Source organism: Flavobacterium sp. (assembly GCF_029945805.1).
GTDB lineage: Bacteria > Bacteroidota > Bacteroidia > Flavobacteriales > Flavobacteriaceae > Flavobacterium.
The window spans coordinates 1-19069 of record NZ_JAQSDH010000039.1 but is presented as its reverse complement, the minus strand read 5'-3'; the positions used below and the strand labels follow the sequence as shown (position 1 = coordinate 19069).

Annotated in this window: 23 protein-coding genes; 3 read left to right on the top strand and 20 right to left on the bottom strand. The window is 31.5% G+C overall.

What is annotated here, in order from left to right; all coding sequences use genetic code 11:
* Positions 1–148 precede the first annotated feature (148 nt).
* Entirely contained in the window at positions 149–1249 is a 1101-nt protein-coding gene (locus PSU83_RS10620; protein WP_300589411.1) for a DUF4407 domain-containing protein, read from the top strand.
* A gap of 282 nt (positions 1250–1531) precedes the next feature.
* Here the strand turns inward: PSU83_RS10620 and PSU83_RS10615 are convergent, their stop codons facing one another.
* From PSU83_RS10615 to ruvC, 18 genes are all read right to left on the bottom strand, one after another.
* Positions 1532–1933 carry a response regulator gene (locus PSU83_RS10615; protein WP_300589410.1) on the bottom strand — a complete coding sequence of 134 codons (402 nt, stop codon included), beginning with the start codon at positions 1931–1933 and terminating at the stop codon, positions 1532–1534.
* A complete protein-coding gene (locus PSU83_RS10610; protein WP_300589409.1) occupies positions 1920–3650 on the bottom strand; it encodes a PAS domain-containing sensor histidine kinase in 1731 nt (576 codons plus the stop codon). Before PSU83_RS10610 ends, PSU83_RS10615 begins: the two co-directional genes overlap by 14 nt.
* A 12-nt stretch (positions 3651–3662) precedes the next feature.
* Positions 3663–4856, bottom strand: a complete 1194-nt coding sequence (locus PSU83_RS10605) for an FIST N-terminal domain-containing protein (RefSeq protein WP_300589408.1) — start codon at positions 4854–4856, stop codon at positions 3663–3665.
* Between the two features lie 173 nt (positions 4857–5029).
* Positions 5030–5500 carry a cysteine peptidase family C39 domain-containing protein gene (locus tag PSU83_RS10600; RefSeq protein WP_300589407.1) on the bottom strand — a complete coding sequence of 157 codons (471 nt, stop codon included), beginning with the start codon at positions 5498–5500 and terminating at the stop codon, positions 5030–5032.
* An 80-nt stretch (positions 5501–5580) separates the two neighbouring features.
* The gene (locus PSU83_RS10595) at positions 5581–5919 is read right to left on the bottom strand and encodes a hypothetical protein (protein WP_300589406.1); all 339 of its coding nucleotides are present in this window, start codon (positions 5917–5919) and stop codon (positions 5581–5583) included.
* An 85-nt stretch (positions 5920–6004) separates the two neighbouring features.
* Positions 6005–6379 (bottom strand): hypothetical protein, encoded by a 375-nt coding sequence (locus tag PSU83_RS10590; protein WP_300589405.1) that lies wholly within the window; start codon positions 6377–6379, stop codon positions 6005–6007.
* Between the two features lie 376 nt (positions 6380–6755).
* Positions 6756–7463: a LytTR family DNA-binding domain-containing protein gene (locus tag PSU83_RS10585; RefSeq protein WP_300589404.1), complete on the bottom strand. Its 708-nt coding sequence runs from the start codon at positions 7461–7463 to the stop codon at positions 6756–6758.
* An 89-nt stretch (positions 7464–7552) separates the two neighbouring features.
* Positions 7553–7825 carry an Hpt domain-containing protein gene (locus PSU83_RS10580; RefSeq protein WP_300589402.1) on the bottom strand — a complete coding sequence of 91 codons (273 nt, stop codon included), beginning with the start codon at positions 7823–7825 and terminating at the stop codon, positions 7553–7555.
* On the bottom strand, positions 7788–10106 hold the full coding sequence (locus PSU83_RS10575; protein WP_300589401.1) for a PAS domain S-box protein: 2319 nt from the start codon (positions 10104–10106) through the stop codon (positions 7788–7790). Before PSU83_RS10575 ends, PSU83_RS10580 begins: the two co-directional genes overlap by 38 nt.
* A 1-nt stretch (position 10107) precedes the next feature.
* Complete coding sequence (locus tag PSU83_RS10570; protein WP_300589400.1) at positions 10108–10653, bottom strand: heme NO-binding domain-containing protein; 546 nt, start codon at positions 10651–10653, stop codon at positions 10108–10110.
* Positions 10654–10659: 6 nt separating this feature from the next.
* The gene (locus PSU83_RS10565) at positions 10660–11067 is read right to left on the bottom strand and encodes a response regulator (RefSeq protein WP_300589399.1); all 408 of its coding nucleotides are present in this window, start codon (positions 11065–11067) and stop codon (positions 10660–10662) included.
* Positions 11068–11256: 189 nt separating this feature from the next.
* Positions 11257–11628 (bottom strand): MmcQ/YjbR family DNA-binding protein, encoded by a 372-nt coding sequence (locus PSU83_RS10560; protein ID WP_300589398.1) that lies wholly within the window; start codon positions 11626–11628, stop codon positions 11257–11259.
* 81 nt (positions 11629–11709) lie between these two features.
* On the bottom strand, positions 11710–12108 hold the full coding sequence (locus tag PSU83_RS10555) for a GNAT family N-acetyltransferase (RefSeq protein ID WP_300589414.1): 399 nt from the start codon (positions 12106–12108) through the stop codon (positions 11710–11712).
* Positions 12109–12137: 29 nt separating this feature from the next.
* A complete protein-coding gene (locus tag PSU83_RS10550) occupies positions 12138–12539 on the bottom strand; it encodes a GNAT family N-acetyltransferase (RefSeq protein WP_300589413.1) in 402 nt (133 codons plus the stop codon).
* A 58-nt stretch (positions 12540–12597) separates the two neighbouring features.
* On the bottom strand, positions 12598–13377 hold the full coding sequence (locus PSU83_RS10545; protein ID WP_300589397.1) for a cyclase family protein: 780 nt from the start codon (positions 13375–13377) through the stop codon (positions 12598–12600).
* Positions 13378–13428: 51 nt separating this feature from the next.
* A complete protein-coding gene (locus PSU83_RS10540; protein ID WP_300589396.1) occupies positions 13429–13791 on the bottom strand; it encodes a GxxExxY protein in 363 nt (120 codons plus the stop codon).
* Positions 13792–13858: 67 nt separating this feature from the next.
* Complete coding sequence (gene hemW / locus PSU83_RS10535) at positions 13859–15004, bottom strand: radical SAM family heme chaperone HemW (protein ID WP_300589395.1); 1146 nt, start codon at positions 15002–15004, stop codon at positions 13859–13861.
* Positions 15005–15063: 59 nt separating this feature from the next.
* On the bottom strand, positions 15064–15618 hold the full coding sequence (gene ruvC / locus PSU83_RS10530) for a crossover junction endodeoxyribonuclease RuvC (protein ID WP_300589394.1): 555 nt from the start codon (positions 15616–15618) through the stop codon (positions 15064–15066).
* A gap of 102 nt (positions 15619–15720) precedes the next feature.
* On the opposite strand from ruvC, the gene PSU83_RS10525 reads away from it, so the two are divergent.
* Positions 15721–16644: a hypothetical protein gene (locus tag PSU83_RS10525; RefSeq protein WP_300589393.1), complete on the top strand. Its 924-nt coding sequence runs from the start codon at positions 15721–15723 to the stop codon at positions 16642–16644.
* Complete coding sequence (locus PSU83_RS10520) at positions 16635–17801, top strand: glycosyltransferase (RefSeq protein ID WP_363319888.1); 1167 nt, start codon at positions 16635–16637, stop codon at positions 17799–17801. Before PSU83_RS10525 ends, PSU83_RS10520 begins: the two co-directional genes overlap by 10 nt.
* Before the next feature lie 96 nt (positions 17802–17897).
* On the opposite strand, the gene PSU83_RS10515 is transcribed toward PSU83_RS10520, so the two are convergent.
* Entirely contained in the window at positions 17898–18374 is a 477-nt protein-coding gene (locus PSU83_RS10515) for a hypothetical protein (protein ID WP_300589392.1), read from the bottom strand.
* A gap of 3 nt (positions 18375–18377) precedes the next feature.
* Entirely contained in the window at positions 18378–18746 is a 369-nt protein-coding gene (locus PSU83_RS10510) for a hypothetical protein (RefSeq protein ID WP_300589391.1), read from the bottom strand.
* Between the last annotated feature and the right edge of the window lie 323 nt (positions 18747–19069).

Genomic DNA, 19069 nt, shown 5'->3' with positions numbered 1-19069 from the left:
AACAAATAGATATGAAATAAAATCAAACGGTTTTATTTTTTATCGGACAATAATGGCTTAAAAACTAATATAACAACCATTTACAATAAACCTTATTATTTGGCGTTATATTTGTGTAATCTTCAATCAAAAAAAAAAAATCATCATCATGTTAAAACGTTTTTTCCTTCTGTGTTCCGGTGTCGATAGTGACATTGTGAACTCTTGTTCCAACGGCGAACAAAACAAATATGCGGGTATTGGCGCCACTGTTTTCTTTACAGCAGTTATGGCTTTTATAGCTGGTAGTTATGCGCTCTTTACTGTTTTTGACAATCCTTATATTGCAATTGCTTTTGGATTAGTTTGGGGTTTGTTAATCTTCAATTTGGATAGATTCATAGTTTCTACTATCAAGAAGCGAGATCGTTTTCTAGACGAATTAATTCAGGCTTCTCCGCGAATTATTTTAGCAGTTATCATTGCTATCGTAATCTCAAAACCATTAGAAATCAAAATTTTCGAGAAAGAAATCAACACCGTTTTATTGAAAGAGAAAAATGAAATGGCTATCGCTAATAAAAACCAGGTTTCGAATTATTTCAAGACTGATGTCGATAAAAATAAAGCTGAAATCGATAGTTTGAAATCTGATATAACGAAAAAAGAAAAGGAAGTTACTACCTTATATCAGTCGTACATAACTGAAGCAGAAGGTTCGGCTGGAACGAAAAAAATGGGAAAAGGTCCAATCTACAAAGAAAAAAGAGCCGCTTATGATTTGGCTTCAACCCAATTGGATTCGCTCAAAGTAAGCAGCACAAAATTACTTGCCGACAAACAATCCCGAGCTAAAACACTTCAAGCTGATTTGGATAAAAAAGTATCAGAAACCAAACCCATCATTGATGGTTTTGATGGTTTAATGGCCCGAATTAATGCCTTAGGAAAACTGCCCTGGCTTCCATCTTTCTTTATTATGCTCTTGTTTTTAGCCATAGAAACTTCGCCAATTATTGCCAAATTGCTATCGCCGAAAGGTGAATATGATTTTAAACAGGAAGATCAGGAAATGGGAATCAAAAACGTGATTTCTCAAAATCGGTATCAAAGTGAATTACAGAAGAAAACTGATGCCGAAATTTATGATAAAGTATATGCTGATATTCGGGATGATAAAGAATTATACAACTACAAAAAGAAAGGCGCAATCGAATTACTGAAACTACAAGCTGATGGATTTGTAGAAAAACAGAAGAAAAGTTTATAGCCAAAAGTAAAAAGGCACTAGTTAAAATAAATCAACTATTGCCTTTTGCCCTATTAGTGATGCCTTAGAATTACATGTGACTCAGAATCTCATTCTTGTAATTGTCGTATTCACCTTGGAGGATTAATCCGTTGACAATATTTTTTTGGCAGCTAAGCAAATAAAACACCAAAACCTCAATACAAAAAAGCTATTTATTCAATTAAAAATGGTCTTATTTTTTGTCTAAATATTAGAAATAATAAATTGAAAAACATTTAATAGGGTTAAATAATAGTGTATTTAATTTTTTATCAATAATGAGTTTATAATACTTTGTGATTTTTCTAAATTGAGAGGTTTATTGCAAAAAGCTTTAATAACATCATATTGTTTATGAATTTCGTAATCATAAGGATTTAAAGACGATGTTACAATAACAATATTTAAGTGTTTTAATACTTCCTTTTTTTCTTTTTTTATCTTATCTATTAATTCAAAACCGTTTAACTCTGGCATATTTATATCTAAAAATATAACACTAGGAATATCAATTATAGCTAAATTAATCAAATATCTGAACGCTTCAAAAGGTGACTCGTAGGAGATTATTTCATAATTGCTATTAATTTTTTCTAAAATTTTTGTGTGTAGATAATTGAAAATCTTATCATCATCAATTAACATTATTTTATCTAACTTCATATTCATATTTTTTTGGAAGTTTAATTGTAAAAGTCGTTCCAACATTTACTTTAGATGTGACCTGTATGTTCCCATTTAATTTTCCAACTGCTTCTTTTACGATAAACAAACCCAAACCCGTTCCAACAGAAGCACTTGTACCCCTAAAAAACATATTGAATATTTTATCAACATGCTCTTCTTTTATTCCTAAGCCATTATCACTAATTGTAATAATGTATTTGTTTGCATTTTCTTCGATATTGAATTTTATAGAAACGACATCGCTATTCGGATTTGAATACTTAACGGCATTATTGATAATGTTTTTAAGTATGGTTTCTAATCTGTATAAGTCAGTCACAATATTTGTAATAGTATTAAAATTTGTATCAAATTGTATCAACTTAGTTGTAGAAAATCTTACATCATTGTATATATTAGTAACAGTTTCACAAATATCTATGGGTTTTATCTCTAAACTTAGCCTTGCATTTTTTGAATAATATAATATTTCTTGTATTGTTTTATCTAATCGTTCAGTACTTTCAGAAACTAGATTAATTGGCACTATGTTCTCGGCTATTGTTTTTTTGCAATCGTCTTTTATTAAATCAATGAGCCCAATAATAGAAAGTACTGGCGTTCTAAGATCATGAGTTACTCTGTAAACAAACGTATCTAATTCAGAATTTATTTTTTTCAACTCTATGTTAGAATTTAAAAGATTGTTTTCTAATTCCTTGTTTTTAGTTATGTCAAGATAAATACCAATTGATCCATTGATGTCTCCTTTGGAGTCATAACTTGGCGCACTCGCAACCAATAAATCGCGCTTTTGCTTTTTGGGTGTGTAAATTTGAATTTCTTGAATATCAGAAAAATTCTTTTTAAACGAACTGTTTTTTCTTTTGGTTCCCTTTTTGGTGTAATTATCAAATAAAATGTCAGCTGCACTTTTGCCAATTAACTCCTCCTTTGAATAACCAAATATTTCAGAAAAACATTGGTTAGGCATTTTTATTTTGTCATCATTGTCTAGTTCTAATAAGCCTAAATTCAAATTATCAATAATGCTTACATACTTTTCTTTTTCTTTAGTTAAATTGTATTTGTATATATTTTGCCTTAAAATAGAAAACATTTGCTCTGAGAAATTATCAAACATTAATAACTCTTCTGAATTCATTGCTTCATAATTAAAAGAAGCTTTTTTGGACACAAAACCAACTAGAAAAAAATTATACATTTCATCAATACAATTGCATTTTACAACCAAAATTCTATCAAAATCATCTAGTGCCCTTTGTGTGTTTAATTCCTCTCTTTTAATAAAAAAAGGTTTTCTGTTATTATATTTTTTCGTGATTTCATTTACAGCTAAAAAAATATTTTCAGCGCTTGAATGGGGAATATTATTAAGACCCTCACTATAAACAGCAGTGTGATTTTGGTCCTCAAAAACAACCATTGAACTTTCAAAATTGAAAATATCAATAATGGCTTCAGGGATTTTAGATTTGAAACTTTCTATGGTAGTTGCTTCTACTAATGTTTTTATATAATTGTTTAACCTCTTGTAATTTTCAAGTTGTTTGTCAATTATTTGATTTGCAGAAATAAGTTTTTGCTGAATGTTGGTATAGTTTTTTAACCTAAGTTGTAAACTGTTAAGTTCTTCTTGCAACAACCTGTATTCACCGTCTCTATTTTCAGCAGCTTTTATTTCTTCGCTCATTTTAAAAAATTATTAAGCATCCCTTGTAATTAAGTATAAAGCCGTAGTGTAGTTATGATACTCATTTTGTCCTCCTAAATGTGCAAATTCCCCAAAACCGTACATTCCTAACCATGGCGGGCACTCACCATTATTGAAAAATGGTGTTTGCATTTTGGCTACTAATTCTTCTTTATAGATTTTATTGAATAAAAAACGGCCTCTTGCTAAACAATCTGCATGAAAAACGGCCACAACTTTATCATCCCCGACCTCCTTGAGTAATGATGCAGTCATCTTATCCATTTCATTAAAAATTAATTGTTCGTCTCTTATTGTAAGCCATAATTTTGTGCCTACTTTACATGTTGTAGCATAATGCATATCATTTCCATCGTGTTTGGTAACGACTCTTAAAATATGCCGATTACCATACTCTAAACTTAAATTATCATCCAATTGCTCTGCCAAAGCTCCAATAGGGATAGTATCTGCGCATGTTGCACTTTCTTCAGACAAACCTAAATGTTTAATGTATTCTCCCCAAGCTGGCTTGTTATTTAATTCATGAATAATATGCCCTGTCGATTTAGTCACGATAAGTGGGTCACCTACTGCTAAAAATCCGTGTGTAGCTTTTGTATGTACTTTTAATGATGTATCACAAAAGCCAATCGCAAAAGCACCATTTTCATATACCCTATCGTTTACGGCTTGATAACTGATTACTCCTTTCATATTGTCGGAAGATGTAGCTCCAAATAGTGTTACTTCTTTACCAAATACGCTTTCAAATGCAGTAATGCAATCGGAATTGTTAATATCGATACCCGATGCCATGAAAAATATCATGTTTATGGACTCTTTTTGGCTTTTAAGAGATACTGCCATTTCCAAAGCTTTTTCATAAGAATTGTGTCCGTAGATACCATCAACATGACTTATAGCATAATCCTTACCTTTTACAGCCATTAAGGCCATATCTTTCATGCTTTCACTAACGCCTTCTTTACCCACAATACCACAACAAGATGCCACCACAACGTCTGCATTTGGATGTAGTTCTTTTGATTTATGCAAAATGTCATTAAAATCATGACCTATCGACGCATGATATATAAGCAAATCAACAATTTGATTGTCATTGCCTAAAGCAATTTCAAGACATTCTTCAACATTTTTTTTTGTATTAATAATTCTTGCAGAGGAGGAATGAAAACTTAACATATCTTTTTTTATAATAACGTTGCAATTTAATTGAAAATAATTTAGAAAATCTCAAAAACCTGCCACTGATTTTTTCATTTATCATTGCAAATCGTAAGGGTTAAATAATTATTTATTTGTGTTTATCGGTAAATAAAATGAATTACTAAAACATTGTGCGTTTGACACTTAATTTAATCAAACTCATCCGAATATTCTTTAAGACTAAAATTTGTTTTTTTTAAACGGGAAGCAAAAGTTATACATTTTTTGTCCTTCCACATACTTTCTAAACCCTTTTCTGATGCATAATAATTTCCATTTATAGGGTCTTCAATTCTGAACCCCAATGTATCGTCATAATTTTTACAAACTACGAAATGAGATTCTTTTTCTTTATTATTTAAATTAATTATTATTGGTTGTGCATACGTTTTTACTTCTGTAATATTCGCTGTAGTACAAATTGTTGACTCTAATTCAAAATTTGAAATTATTTTTTCAATTGCTTCATAAGGTGAATTTGAATCATATAAATTAACAACATGTTGTAAATCGAAAATAACTGAGTTGCCTTTATAGAACTGAATTATTGATAATATTGCATCAATGCCACCGTCTGATGATTTGTTTTTAATTGTATTTAAAATTTCTTCGTTTAACATCTTTTCGTTTTTGTAGCTATTTAATTAAGTTGATTGTGTATGTTTTAAGTTAAGTTTAAAAAAAATAAAAAAAAGATAAATCAGACAATAGAAGTTAGTGAGACTAGGTTACGTTTGCTTTGAATATAAATATCAAAAAACTGTTCTTCATTACATATTTTATAACCGAAATTATTAACCTTCAATACCAATTCATTTTTTCCGAATTCATTCTCAAAAACAAACCAACTGAATAAAGTTAACTTATCACCTAAAGCTAGTTCTACAACTGTTATATAATCATCAATGAATTTATTTCCAAATTCAAAAAAAAATGTTGAACTAGGATATAGTAGCTTTACAACATTATTAAGCTTATCTTGTTCTTTCAAAAATTCTTTTAAATTTTGACATGCACTGTAAAAATCTTTGTATTCCATACTTGTATAAATTTATTTATTTTTAATTTATTTGAAAACATCAAAAATTCTTGGAAAGTATTAATCCTAATTGAATTTAAAAGTATTAAACCTCAGTGGATGATGCATTTAACACAAAACGCGACAAATTGTAATCAATAACTTTTAACATATCTTTTTTACTGTAATCGAAGTCAATAATAACAGCATGTTCTAATTTTAAATTCTCTATTTTTTTTATAAAATATTTCTTTGGTGTGGTAACAAAAAAATGTTCAATCTCAAAATATATATCAGGTAACAAAAAAAGATCTTCATATTCATTTACAATAAAGAAACAAACTTCAAAATCTTTTATTTTATAGTTTTTAACACACTTTTTACTAACACAAATATGTATATCCATCTTGTCTGAATAATACTGCTTTAGTAGAGCGGCAAAACCCCTTGAAGTATCATAAATAAAAGTCTTTTTTATCATTTTTTATTTATTTAAGTACATTATAAATACTTCGAAAAAATCTAGAAAATTTCAAAGGATAATAACTAGTTCCTAATTCATTGTTAAACTTTAAAACTATTTCCGAATAATCTTCATTTTGAGAAAACAATATTGCGTTAGTAAATAAGAAAATAGAGCCTAATAATAAGTTTATATGGTAGAGTCTTCATTTATTAAATATTTTAAAGCTAAATTAATATTCACATATTCGGTAAAATACATTAATCGCTGAAAATGGCTTACCTAATGCTAAAAGCACAATAACTGTAGACAAACAAACTTTCGTTGCGTGATAAAATAAGAAAGCCACTTTAAAATTGGCTTTCATCTATAACTATTAGTAAGCAACGATAAATCAGAGAAGGTTAAGAGATTCTATCAAAGGTTTTCTTTTATTTCTACTAATCGGGATTACACTTTTTCCAATTAAAGCTGTAGCATCTTGAATATCAATTATTTTATTTAAATTAATAATATAAGAACGATGGATTCTTAAAAAATTGAAAGGCAGGAGCTTCTCTTCTATTTTTTTTAAACTTGTATGTACCTTGTAATTTACTGTTTCAGTTATGATATCAATATAATCCCCAAAAGCATGAATATACTTTATCGTTGATATGTCAATTTTTACCAAGCGCTTGTCTATATTAATATAAATTTCAGTTGAAGTTAAATCTACATTTGGCGCAGTAGAAGTTAATTTTTTCTCTTTCTTTAACTTTGACCTTTCAACAGCTCTATCAAAACGTTCCCCTTGAATAGGTTTAACCAAATAATCATTAATACAATCATAATTAAATGCTTCTAAGGCAAAATTTTGATCAGTTGTAACCATTATAACTTTTGGCGGATTTTTAATAGTTTTTATAAAATCAATACCCGAGAAATTAGGCATATGAATATCTAAAAAAATTAAATCTACCTCATTATCTTCATTAAGATATTTTATGGCATCTATAGCATTGGAAAATTCCTCAGCTAAGATCAGATCAGATGATTTAAATATCAAGACAGATAAAATCTCTCTAGACAACTTTTCGTCATCAATTATTATACATCTCATTTTTATATTTTATTTAAAAAAAATCTATTTTAGTTATGGTATTTTCAAATTCAATTTGATGACGAGTCAAATTATTTCTTAAGTTTTGTTCATATTTTACTTGAATAATAGCGGATTTCAAGCCCAAGCAACCCAATTTTATGTCTTATTTTATGAACGCTTTCTGCTGCTTGCCTATAATTAGAATTTAGAATATGTTTTCTGTATAATGCAAACTCTTCTGGGAATTCTTGTTTTAAAACTGAAATCAATCGCTCTCTAATAACTTCATCTCCATCGGCTAATTTATCTATGTATTCTAAATTAGGTTGCTCATCGATTGTTTTATTTGTGAATCGTAAAAAAGAATTTTGTGCCAACATTTTCTTCACTCTCTAACCAAATTTTTTCGTTCAAATTATCTATAATCCTTTTAACAATTGAAAGTCCTATTCCTGATGCCGTTTCATTTGTATTACTTGATTGGAACATTTGAAATATTTTTTTTTGATTCTTCTCAGGAATACCAATCCCGTTATCTTGAATTGAAAAAACAAAATAATCGTTAAATTCTTCAAAACTTATAGCAACAATTCCATTTGTTTTTTCATTATAACTGATTGCATTACTTAATAGGTTTTGAAACAATTGTTGAATTCTAAATCTATCTGCTACGATTACAGGCAACTTTTTATCAATTATTACTTTAACATTAGAAGGGATGAAAAGAATACTAAGTATATGGTTTACTAGTTCATTTAAGTTAAATTTTTCCTTACTTCCTTCAACAGTTTCAATTTTTGAATAAGTCAATATCCCTTGAATTAAGCGGTCCATTTTTTCTGCTTTTTCTTGAATTAGCGTAAAATATTTTCGTGTTTTATTATTAAACGTTACCTCGTTATCCTCTCTTATAAATGTTATTAACGTATGAATACTTCGCAATGGCGATTTCAAATCATGAGAAACCATGTGCGCATATTCATTTAATTGCTCGTTTTGTTTTTCTAATCGTTTTAATAATTTTTCCTTTTGAATTTCTAAATTATTTGTTTCTGTGATATCAAAATGCATCCCAATAGAGCCTATCACTTCGCCATTAAGATTATAATTTGGAGCACCACTAATCAGCCATTGCTTTAGTTCTCCGTTTTTATTTGTAACTGACAACTCATAAGAATCAGATAATCCTAACTTTCGGTTTGCTAATTTAGTTTCTAATTTTTCTTTACTTGCAGAATCTAAACTCAAATCGGAGGCATTCTTTCCAATTAAAAAATCGACTGGATACCCTATCATTTCAGAAAATCTATTATTTACCAGTAGGACCGTCTTGTCTAAAGCAACTTCTACTAATCCGATATTCATGTTATCAATTATGCTTCTGTATTTTTCTTTTTCATGTCGTAATCCTTCATTGTACTTTTTGTTTAATGTAATATCAGTATAGCTCCAAAGATGCCCTTTATATATACCATCACTTGTTATTGGAATGTATCTTCTTTCCAAAACTCTTCCATCAATTAATCTTAATTCTTCCCCTAAAACAATCTCTTTATTGCTCAAAATTTCATTAATTCTTGGAACAAATTGTTCACTATTATGAAAATACCCTTTTGATTCCTCGGCAGAATTGGTGCAATCCATACCTATCATAAAATTGGGTTCCGCATTTATACCAAACATGCTACAAAACTCTTTATTAACTAATAAAATTTTCCTGTTTTCATCTTCAAGTAAAATACCTGTTTGTAAATTCAATATCAAGGAAGTAAGCCTACTTTCGGATTCTTTCAGTTTGTCATTAATTTCTTTTTCTTTAGTTATATCATCTATAATTACAAAATATTGAACTACCTTTCCTTGTGTATCCAATACAGGTTGTCCTTTCGTTCTTGCCCAAAACCAATCATTATTTTTTTTCTTGTGATAAATTTCACAATCAAAGTTTTCTCCAAATTTAAAAGCAGTTATCATGCTTTTTAAAACTGCATGATCTGACAATTCAGAAACGCCAAGGTTAACAATAGTTTTGTCTATTACATCGCACCTTGAATATCCTGTCAATTCAAGATAGGCCTCGTTGCTCCAAAAAATCTTCCCATCTAAATCAGTTAATATAACGCCACTTTTATTAGCACTTGCTACCAGTGAAAGTTGTTTTATTTCTTCTTTATCTTTTGTAAGCGCTTTTTGTTGTTCGTTAATTTTATCAATTAATTCTTTTAAATCCTGACTTGTTAACTCTTGGGCTTTTAAAACGTGGAGCAAATCTATTAAGGGGTCGTGCGTAGCAAAATCATTTAGTTTGAGTTTATTGTTTGTCACCTCTTCCATAGAAACAAACCAAGGAGAACCTACAAAAAGAAAGTATCCGTTATGCTTTTGAAATTGACCTCTTAAAATAATCTGATTTTGATGCAATGCCTCAATAGTTATTAACTGATCCACCAATTCAATAAAATCAGTAGCAGCTAACAGTGAAACAAAAGGTCTTTTTATTGAAAATACCTCAATAAATTTAGTGTTTTCATTTAATGAAGGTATTAATTTAGACAAACTCTCCCCATATTTTTTTATATTCAAATCTGCATCGATTAAAATATAAAATGGAAAAAGTTTATTGAAGCTTGATGCATCAAATTGAAATTGAAAATCTTTCATTCTATAACCAGGTAATTTTGAAAATTTCATGAGAGTGTCCGTCATTTCTTGATTGAATCAACTCTAAATTTATATTTTCATTAAACATTTTTGATAGACCTTGTATTAATCCCCTAACAAATTCCTGATAGCCTTCTCTACTGGATAAATAATGCAAATTCATACTAGTATTTGTAACGTCCGTAACTTTAAATTCAGGCGGTGACAATTTTGGATAAATCAACATAATTCTATTATGGAATTCTGGCAAATTCGCTATAAATTCTTTTAAATTAGAGCCTCCTGACTCCATTAATCCGGCATATTTCTCTTTAGTAGTTTTTAAAACCCACCATTCCCCAAAAGTGATTAGAACATCAGACAAAGACATATTCATTTCAACAGCAGCCGCCTTAGCTAATTGGAAAGTTATATCATTATCATAAGGTTCATTACTAATGAAAAAATCTTGCGCAATACCACTTTTTTCTCTAATAGCATTCCACTTATCTATACCAAAGTTAAAAACAACTAAATCTTGAATAGACTTATTTATAATTCCGTACATAATTTTTTATGTTAACTCGTTACAAGACCAATAATTAAGGGTTTTTTCAACAATGATTTCATAATCTTCATACTTCAAATGTTTAAGCATATAACCAGAAACACCTATTTCATAACATTTTAAAATGTCATGTAAATCATTCGAAGTAGTAAAAACAACTAATGGAATTCTTTTTAAACCATCATCATTCTTTACTATTCTTAAAAACTCTACACCATTAATTTCAGGCATTTTTAAATCTAAAATAATTAGGTCTGGAATTATGTCCTTATTTTTTAAAATCGACAATGCTTCTTTCGCATTATTTGCCTCAATTACTTTATGATTTAAATTTAATTTATCCAGAACTCTGTTAAATTTCATAACTTCAATAACATCGTCATCAATAAAAAGGATATTTAACAGTCTATTCATTTCATAGGATTTCACAAAATTCATCCAAATATTGTATTTTTTTTGAAAATTTCTATAAAGCTTCAATTATATTCGACAAATGATTGTTTGCTGTAGCCGAGTGAAAATTGAATGTCAGAAAAAAGCATAAATTCAAGAAGTAATTAATTTAAATGGAAGTTTATTATTTCGGGTGAATAAAAATAATATCTATTTTTCTAATTGGAGAATCTCGTCACGTAACTTTTTGGTCAAACTTTTGAAAACCAAATCATAGGAATGATTAATAAGCTCACACATGAATTTATCGGAAACATCAGAATTGAAGTCCACCGTATTCCAATGAATTTTACTCATGTGAAATCCCGGATTTATTGCTTCATATTCGGCTCGAAGTTCTTCGGCCCTTTCAGGAACACATTTTAAATTGAGTGATGGACTTCCTTTTTCCCATTCTTTTAATGATGTAAGACAAAACATTTTTCCGCCAACTTTAAAAACCAAAGTATCCTCATCAAAAGGAAAATGCTCACTAACACCTTTTTTAGACAAACAGAATTCGTATAGTTGTTCAATGTTCATAATAGTCAAGCGTTTTAAGGTTGCTAATCAAAAAGTAATTCGTAATTCGTAATTCGTAATTCGTAATTCGTAATTCGTAATTTAAACAATCTTTTCCATCATTTTTTCGGGATGAGCCAATGCTTTGAAGCCAAATTTCTCGTATAAAAAATGTGCATCCGAAGTTGCCAATCGCCATATTTTCACTTGTTGTAATTTTGGCTCTTTCATCATGGCTTCAATTAAAATGGAGGAATAGCCTTTTCCGCGGTGTTTCTCCTCAATAAAAACATCCATCATGTAAGCAAAAACAATATAATCAGTAATCACTCGGGCGAAACCAATTTGCTCCTCATCCAAATAAATTCCGAAACAAAACGAAGCGTCAATTGTAGTCTGAACTTCATCAATCGTTCGTCCTGCGGTCCAATAAATATCCTTTAGGAAATTCTGTATAAACGGAACATCAAGCTTATTTTTATCTGTGGAAACGGTTATTATATCTGGCATAATTGCTTAATGTTCATTGTTTATTTTATGATTTTTTCCATTAATTTTTCAGGATTTTCCACTGATGTGAATCCAAACTTTTTATATAAAAAATGAGCATCGAGAGTCGCTAATCCCCAAATCTTTATCTCTCGTAATTTTGGCTCGTTCATTATTGCATTTAAAAGAATTGACGAATATCCTTTTCCGCGATGTTCATCAATGATAAAAACATCCATCAAATAGGCAATAGAAACTAAATCTGAAATGACTCTTGCAAATCCAACTTGGGCATCATCCAAATAAATTCCGAAACATAACGAATTATCAATAGAAATTTGCATCGTTTCTATTGTTCTGTTTTTGGCCCAATAGGTATCTTTCAAAAAGTTCTGTATAAACGGAACATCAAGCTTATTTTTATCTGTGGAAACGGTTATCATCATTAAAATTTATTTTAAATTCTAAATTTTGAATTTTAAATTGAATCTCATTTAAAATTTATAATTCAACATTTAAAGTAGTATATAGAATTGGTTTACTTGGCGAAGCATCATTTTCAAACGAAGCGAATTGTAAGTTCAAAATATAACTTCCGTCTTTGATGGTGTCATCTACAAAAATCATTTCGGTAATCGTACAATCCAGTCGGGCGTCTGCATTCAAGTTATTGACATCTTTTACATTCCAAAATGCTTTGTGAGCCAATAATTTCCCTTCGTCTTCTTCCCGATCCACACTCGGCAAATCAATCAGTAAATGTTTGATTCCGATTTCTCGAATGAAAGTCGCCGCTTCCTCTAATAAATAAGGCGGATTTGTATTCGAATACTTTTTATGATTTTTACTTTCTAAATTGGGTAAAGTTCTAATGACAATTGCTTCTCTTGTCTCGCTGAGCGCAGTCGAAGTTCTCAGTGCCTTTTCGATTTGAGCCTTAGTTATAACCAAATCATCTCCTCGCTTTTCTGGTTCAACCGAAATTAATTCGGCTGTATAGAAAAATTGTTTCAAACATTGATTGATGCTGTAAAATTCCTTGGTAATATGCCCAAGACATTCAGTGTGCGTTCCGTGTCCGTGTGGATTAAAGAAAATGTTGTTAAAATTAGTCGAACTTCCTTCCGACACTTTTCCAATCCAATCGCCAAAACGAACAGGTTCAATTTGTGGTTTTTCAATATACCAAGCAATCGGATTCGCATCAGTGTTCGTCAACGGAATAGAAATATCAATGGGTTTTGATAGGTCGATTTGGAAGTTGTTTATTGTTGCTATCATAGGATTTAACCGCAAAGGGCGCAAAGATTTACGCACTGTTCGCTAAGGATTTTAAAGGTTATTTGCTATTCTTTTTATACCGTTTTTTATTAATGTGACATTAAAATTGATTAACAATCCTAGCTTGCAATCTGTGAGTTTTAAATAAGTCAACAATTGCGCAAAATGAATATCATTCAAGACTTCAACTGATTTAACTTCTATAATTAATTTGTTTTCAAAGATAATATCAATTCTATAACCAACATCAAGTTTTACTTCTTCATAAACAAGCGGAAGAGCTTTTTGTTTCTGAACATCTAATCCACTTTTCTTCAATTCATAAAACAGACATTCTTCATAAGCACTTTCTAAAAGTCCAGGACCTAATGTTTGATGCACTTTTAAAGCACAATCAAAAACAATTCTAGACAATTAATTCTCAGTCATAATAATCTTGCTTGCGTTCTTTGCGTAAAACTTTGCGAACCTTGCGGTTACATTACTCCAAATTTAATAAAAATAAGTCTGAAGCAATTCCGTCACTCAAAAACTTACCGCTTTTGGTTGTTCGCAGCACGTTTTCATCCACAAAAAGCAAATGATCTTCGACATATTTCGCCGCTTGTTGGTTCAGATAATCTAAATAACCTGTCCCAAATTCGGTTTCAATTCTATCCAATGAAATTCCCCAGATCGTTCGTAAACCCGTCATTACATATTCGTTATAACGATCGGTTTGGGTTAAGGTTTCGGTTTCTGATGGTAATTGATTTTCGGCAATTGATTTCAGATATTGCGCATTATTCGAAACATTCCAGCTTCTTGAAATTCCGTTATAACTGTGCGCTGATGGACCAATTCCGATGTATTTTTTGCCTAACCAATAACTCGAATTGTTTTTCGAAAAGTAATTCTCTTTGCCAAAATTGGATAATTCGTAATGAATAAATCCATTTTCTTCGAGCTTATCAACTAACAAATGAAAATGTTCCTGTGCCACTTCATCATCAGGCTGCGGAATAATTCCTTTTTGGATAAAGGTATGCAAAGCTGTTTTTGGCTCGACTGTCAGAGCGTAACTCGAAATATGCGGCACATTGAAAGACAAGGCTGTTTCAATATTTTGAAGCCATTTTTCGTTGCTCATTTGGGGAACGCCGTAAATCAAATCGATCGAAATGTTATCGAAATATTGAGTTGCTATTTCTAAAGATTTTTTGGCTTCTGCCGAATTGTGAGCGCGATTCATCAGCTTTAAATCGTCTTCAAAAAACGACTGAATTCCGATGCTTAGGCGGTTTACTTTGTTTTTAGATAATTCGATAATTCGTTCTTCCGACAAATCATCTGGATTGGCTTCAACAGTAATTTCGGGATTCTCTACAACTTTGTAATGTTTGTAAACGGTATCTATCAATAATCTTAAATCATCAATTTCTAATATCGAAGGCGTTCCGCCACCAAAGTAAATCGTTTCTACTCCCGAGAATTCGGGATCATCTTCGAATTCACCTTTACGCATCGCAATTTCATTGGCTAAAGCCAAAACCATCTCGTCTTTCTTCTTTAATGAAGTCGAAAAATGAAAGTCGCAGTAATGACAAGCTTGTTTGCAAAAAGGGATGTGAATATAAATACCGCTCATTTTAGTTTGCTGCCTCAGTATCAGTCAACAGTATTGAAAACTGCGACTGCGACTGAAAACTATTTTTTAATTCGTTCTTCATTCTGTTTTACAAAAGCATCCCAACCGGTATAACTTTTAGCTCCAACTATTTTTCCTGAATTGAAAAAATGACAAACTGCCGCTGCTAAACCATCAGTTGAGTCGAGATTTTTAGGAAGTTCTTTTAGTCCAAGAAGCTGTTGCAGCATTTTGGCTACCTGCTCTTTGCTGGCGTTTCCGTTTCCGGTGATGGCCATTTTTATTTTTTTAGGTTCGTATTCGGTAATTGGGATATCTCGTGAAAGTCCAGCTGCCATCGCCACGCCTTGTGCTCTTCCAAGTTTCAGCATCGATTGCACATTTTTTCCGAAGAACGGTGCTTCAATCGCGATTTCGTCGGGATGATGGGTTTCGATAAGTTCGATGGTGCGTTCAAAAATGACCTTCAATTTGGTATAATGGTCATCATATTTGCTCAAAATGAGTTCGTTCAGCTGAAGAAATTCCATTTTCTTGTTCACGACTTTTATCAACCCAAATCCCATAATGGTGGTTCCGGGGTCAATTCCTAATATGATACGTTCGTTTGCCATTTTTAGTTGTCGGAGATTTATTGTTTATTGTTGGCTAAAATTGCGTAATTCATTTTCAAATTTCCAAATTTTCAAATTTCCAAATTGACTACCTTTGCAACAATGATTACAATTCCACACAAATCTAAGCAATTCCTCGTTTTTCTAATCAAACTTTTGATTGTAACTGCTGCTTTTTATTTCATTTACGATCAATTGGCCAATAATGACAAACTCGATTGGAGTAAATTCCAAAACTTGCTTAAAGAGAAGTTCTCTATTTTAGGAATTCTGTTTTTGCTGTCGTTTAGTTTTGCCAATCGTTTTCTGGAAATTTTAAAATGGCAGAATCTGGTTTCGTTTCTCAAACCTATTTCTGTTGGCGAATCTACCAAGCAAGTTCTCGGAGCTCTGACAACTGGGATTTTCACACCAAACGGTCTCGGAGAATATGCTGGAAAAGCACTGTATTTCGAAAAAAGCAAAACAAAACAAATCATCTTCCTGAACCTCATCTGCAACGGAATTCAGATGTTTTTGACTATTCTGTTTGGTACGATTGGTTTGGAAATTATCGGTTATTGGAAATGGTCGTTAGCAATACTACTATTGGCTTTTGCCATTTGCCTACTGGCTTTATTATCAAAAAAATTCAAAATCAAAGGTTATTCCATCGAAAAACTGATTGATAAAATCAATGAAATCCCAAAACGGATTCACAATAAAAACAACTTTTTGGCACTTTGCCGTTATTTGGTTTTTTCGCATCAGTACTATTTTTTATTTCTCGCTTTTGATGTAGATTTACCTTATCTAACAATGATGGCGACAATTGCAGCTGTTTATTTCCTGGCTTCGTCTTTACCAAGTTTTCAATTTTTAGATTTTGCCGTAAAAGGAAGCGTGGCTGTTTTTTTCTTCGGAAAGCTGGGTGTTAACGAATGGATTGTAGTATTCATATCCACATTGATGTGGTTTTTGAACGTAGTTTTACCGGTCGTTATCGGAAGTTATTATGTATTAAAATTTAAACCAAAATGGAACTAATTTCAATTGTTTTGCTTGTTATTTTATTGGTCTATATTGTTTTTATTATACAGTTGATTCTTGGATTCAACAAAGTAAAATCCTTTAAAATAAAAGATTTAGCTCCAAAAACAGCTTTTACGATTGTCGTTCCTTTTCGTAATGAAGAAAAAAATCTGGGGAAGCTTTTGGAATCAATTTCAAAATTAAATTATCCCATTTCATTGATTCAGATTGTGATGGTTGATGATTTTTCTAAAGACAATTCGACTCAAGTTTACAACCAATGGCGCATTCATCATCAAACAGTTGACACCACGCTTCTGGAGAACTTACTATTGTCTAATTCGCCCAAAAAAGATGCTTTAGGAAGGGCCATTCCGATTGCCAAACACGAATGGATTGTTACAACCGATGCCGACTGCATAGTTTCTAAAAACTGGTTGCTGACATTAGACAATTACATTCAGCAAAATACCAAATCGAACGGACCCGAAATGATTGTTGGCGCCGTGATGTATAAAAACAAAAACAACTGGTTTCATCATTTTCAGCAATTGGATTTGATGAGTTTGCAAGGCGTAACTATTGGAAGTTTTGGTATTGGAAAACCCTTTATGTGCAACGGAGCGAATTTTGCCTACACTAAAAAATTCTTTACTGAAATTGGTGGCTTTGGCGGAATAAACGATAAAGCAAGTGGCGACGACGTTTTGCTATTACAGAAAGCAGTTGACCTGAATAAAGAAAAAGTACATTACCTGAAAAACATTGATTTCATTGTCAAAACAAAACCTGAAAACGATTTGTTCAAGCTCTTTATGCAACGCGTTCGCTGGGCGGGAAAATCAACAGGTTATAAAAGTACATACGCAAAATCATTGGCGGTTTTAGTTCTACTGATGAACCTAAGCTTAACTGTTGCCTTCTGCCTTTTGCTTCTTCCCTTTTCCCTTTTCCCTTTTCCCTTACTAAACTGGAAAATAGTCCTATTTATATTTCTATCGAAGTATGTTGTTGATTCTATTTTACTCTACAAATCAAACTCCTATCTGCGAAACGGAACCTTTTTTGTAACCATAGCAAGTAGTATCATTTACCCTTTCTTCTGCAGTTTGGTTGGAGTTTACTCGTTGTTTGGAAACTTTAAGTGGAAAGGTAGAACTTTTAGGAAATAGCCCGGATGGAAACGGCATCCTTTTACAGCCATCTGGTTTTTAAAAACCAGATAGCTGTAAAAGATATAGTGGACCGCCGGAATAGCTTCAAAAAAATTACTCCGACTTAATAATTACAGGAAGTGTAAATTGTGTTTTCACAGGAATGCCTCTTTTAATCGCGGGATTCACTTTAGGGAAATCGATCAATCGCGCATGCAGGATGCTATCAATTTTTATGGTGTCGTAGGCTACGGAATCTTTTGGGAATTGCGGTTCAAACTGCATCGAAGCATTTGGGAAAACCGTCACTTTAACCTCAATAGTATCCAATCTTGGAAATAAAGTCGCCAAAGTATCAACCGCAAGTTTTTGTTCAATTGTTGCTGCCAGGAATTCGAAAAAGCATTGCTTGCGTTGATCTGCATTTGCTAATTTCTCACAATCTGCAAACGATGGATATTCGTCTACTTCATTCCAATTGATTTCCTTAAGTTGTTTGTCCAACAACTCTTTCTCATCGGGAACCTGCTTATCAAAATACTGACAGGATTGAAGAATTAGAAGTACTGCTATTGCTAAAATTTTTTTCAAAATCTATTTTTTGGAATTTAAATAATCAGCATAACTTTTGTCAAACCATTCTTGTTTCGTGCGGTGTGCCTCAGCTTTCTGATCTTTGTACAAAAGACCTAACTTCTCAGAATAGATCGCAATCTTAATCGTGTACGAATAAAACTCTTCCTTGGTAAGTGTCATATTTTGATCTTTTTGCTTTTTGAAATAATCGAAAAACAGCGCATCAAACTCTTTTTTGTCGTAGGCCTGAACTTCTTTCTTATACTTTGTATAAAGCACTTCTTTGATTTCAGTATCCGAATCAGTTCCTGCTTTTTGCTGCGCAAACGCATTGGTAGCAGCAAAAAATAGAAATGTAAAAAGTATGATTTGTATTGCTCTTCTCATATACTTCAAAAGTAGTAAAAAAAACGAAAGTTCCTAAAAGCAAAAAAGCCATCCACAACAAAGTGGAAAGCTTTTCATTGGTCTAACTACTAAACCGCGCTACGAGTTACAAAGTCGTAGCAAAACAACACAACTAATTTTGAATGACTTACCGAATTTCTCTTCGGAAATACATTTCATTTACTTTTTTGGGAGCTAAAAAATGAACTTAAAAAAATCCTTTTTTTGGGCAAAAAAGCACTTTGTTTCCAAAGTGCTTTCCCCAATTTAGCGGTCTGGACGGGACTCGAACCCGCGACCCCATGCGTGACAGGCATGTATTC

Bases quoted from the DNA above. Each gene is read 5' to 3' on its own strand.
- PSU83_RS10525 (WP_300589393.1), top strand. From the start codon at position 15,721: ATGATTACAATTCCACACAAATCTAAGCAATTCCTCGTTTTTCTAATC.
- PSU83_RS10520 (WP_363319888.1), top strand. From the start codon at position 16,635: ATGGAACTAATTTCAATTGTTTTGCTTGTTATTTTATTGGTCTATATT.
- PSU83_RS10575 (WP_300589401.1), bottom strand. From the start codon at position 10,106: ATGAAAGATTTTCAATTTCAATTTGATGCATCAAGCTTCAATAAACTT.
- PSU83_RS10580 (WP_300589402.1), bottom strand. From the start codon at position 7,825: ATGTTGGCACAAAATTCTTTTTTACGATTCACAAATAAAACAATCGAT.
- PSU83_RS10585 (WP_300589404.1), bottom strand. From the start codon at position 7,463: ATGAGATGTATAATAATTGATGACGAAAAGTTGTCTAGAGAGATTTTA.
- PSU83_RS10620 (WP_300589411.1), top strand. From the start codon at position 149: ATGTTAAAACGTTTTTTCCTTCTGTGTTCCGGTGTCGATAGTGACATT.
- PSU83_RS10605 (WP_300589408.1), bottom strand. From the start codon at position 4,856: ATGTTAAGTTTTCATTCCTCCTCTGCAAGAATTATTAATACAAAAAAA.
- PSU83_RS10545 (WP_300589397.1), bottom strand. From the start codon at position 13,377: ATGATAGCAACAATAAACAACTTCCAAATCGACCTATCAAAACCCATT.
- ruvC (WP_300589394.1), bottom strand. From the start codon at position 15,618: ATGGCAAACGAACGTATCATATTAGGAATTGACCCCGGAACCACCATT.
- PSU83_RS10600 (WP_300589407.1), bottom strand. From the start codon at position 5,500: ATGTTAAACGAAGAAATTTTAAATACAATTAAAAACAAATCATCAGAC.
- PSU83_RS10565 (WP_300589399.1), bottom strand. From the start codon at position 11,067: ATGAATAGACTGTTAAATATCCTTTTTATTGATGACGATGTTATTGAA.
- PSU83_RS10570 (WP_300589400.1), bottom strand. From the start codon at position 10,653: ATGTACGGAATTATAAATAAGTCTATTCAAGATTTAGTTGTTTTTAAC.
- PSU83_RS10590 (WP_300589405.1), bottom strand. From the start codon at position 6,379: ATGATAAAAAAGACTTTTATTTATGATACTTCAAGGGGTTTTGCCGCT.
- PSU83_RS10560 (WP_300589398.1), bottom strand. From the start codon at position 11,628: ATGAACATTGAACAACTATACGAATTCTGTTTGTCTAAAAAAGGTGTT.
- hemW (WP_300589395.1), bottom strand. From the start codon at position 15,004: ATGAGCGGTATTTATATTCACATCCCTTTTTGCAAACAAGCTTGTCAT.
- PSU83_RS10610 (WP_300589409.1), bottom strand. From the start codon at position 3,650: ATGAGCGAAGAAATAAAAGCTGCTGAAAATAGAGACGGTGAATACAGG.
- PSU83_RS10595 (WP_300589406.1), bottom strand. From the start codon at position 5,919: ATGGAATACAAAGATTTTTACAGTGCATGTCAAAATTTAAAAGAATTT.
- PSU83_RS10615 (WP_300589410.1), bottom strand. From the start codon at position 1,933: ATGAAGTTAGATAAAATAATGTTAATTGATGATGATAAGATTTTCAAT.
- PSU83_RS10550 (WP_300589413.1), bottom strand. From the start codon at position 12,539: ATGATAACCGTTTCCACAGATAAAAATAAGCTTGATGTTCCGTTTATA.
- PSU83_RS10510 (WP_300589391.1), bottom strand. From the start codon at position 18,746: ATGAGAAGAGCAATACAAATCATACTTTTTACATTTCTATTTTTTGCT.